This window comes from Paenirhodobacter hankyongi (assembly GCF_003664585.1).
GTDB lineage: Bacteria > Pseudomonadota > Alphaproteobacteria > Rhodobacterales > Rhodobacteraceae > Rhodobacter > Rhodobacter hankyongi.
Window position 1 is genome coordinate 1 of sequence record NZ_RCHI01000048.1, and the last position, 1,271, is coordinate 1,271.

The window sequence follows — 1,271 nt, forward strand, 5'->3', positions numbered from 1 at the left end:
GTTTACGCCGATCGGCGCAGGTTGAGCAATCGCCCGACGCGCGGAGCTATCATCTCGTGCAGCGGGGCGGGCGATTGCGGTGGTCAGGCTCCGCGCGTAGTCAGCCGGGGTCTGGTAGTCCAAGGCGGAATGCGGGCGTTCCGTATTATAGTCAGCCGCCCAGGCGGCGATTACGGCCCGGGCGTGGGCCAGGTTGCGGAACATGGTCTCGTTGAGAAGTTCATCCCGCATCCGACCGTTGAAGCTCTCCACAAAACCGTTCTGCATCGGTTTGCCCGGCGCGATGTAATGCCATTCGATCCGGCGCTCGGAGCACCAGCGCAGGATGGCGTTCGAGGTCAGTTCCGTGCCGTTGTCGCTGACGATCATTCCTGGCTTTCCGCGGCGCTGGATCAGGGCCGTCAACTCCCGCGCGACGCGCCGCCCGGATATCGAGGTGTCCGGGATCGCCGCGAGGCACTCACGGGTGACGTCGTCGACCACGTTGAGCCCCCGGAAGCGCTGGCCGTTGGCGAACTGGTCATGGACGAAATCCAGCGCCCAGCGCGCATTGGGCCGCGCCTCAAGCAGGATCGGGGCTCGCGTCCCGATAGCCTTGCGCCGGGCCTTCCGCTTGCGCACCGTCAGTGTCGTCGGGAAAACAGTCCCCCGGACTGTTTTCTGATCCTCCTCCATCCTCGCGGTAGAGCCGATAGATCCGGTTGATGCCGGAAGGCTCGCCCTCGCGACGCAACAGCACGAAGAGCCGCCGATAGCCGAACGGACGACGCTCGTTGGCCAGCTCCCGCAACCGCCCGCGCAGCACCGTATCCGGCGCACGCTGCGCCTGGTAGCGGACCATCTTGCGATCCGCCCCGGCAATCCGGCACGCCCGCCGTTCCGAGAGCCCGAACCGGGCCTTCAGATGCGCGACCGCCTCGCGCTTCACGGCAGGCGTCACCACTTTTTTGAAACCAGTTCCTTCATCGCCGCCAGATCCAGCATCTGCTCGGCCAGCAGCTTCTTCAGCTTCGCGTTCTCATCCTCGAGCGCCTTCAGCCGCTTCGCCTCCGACACCGTCATGCCGCCGAACTTGGCCTTCCAGTTGTAGAAGGTGCCTTCAGACATGCCGTGCTTGCGGCACAGATCCGCGCACTTCACCCCGTCGACGTATACGTCGACCGTGCTCGGCCAGGATGCCGATGATCTGCTCGTCCGTGAAGCTCGTTCGCTTCATTGTCCGTCCTCAAGTTGGGCCGGACTCTAATCGACGGTGGAGGAAAAATCCCGTG

Annotated in this window: 1 pseudogene; it reads right to left on the bottom strand. The window is 64.5% G+C overall.

Annotated features, from left to right (window positions below):
* Positions 1-1,216, bottom strand: a pseudogene (locus DYS74_RS18395) (IS3 family transposase); the annotation flags it as partial.
* Positions 1,217-1,271 lie beyond the last annotated feature (55 nt).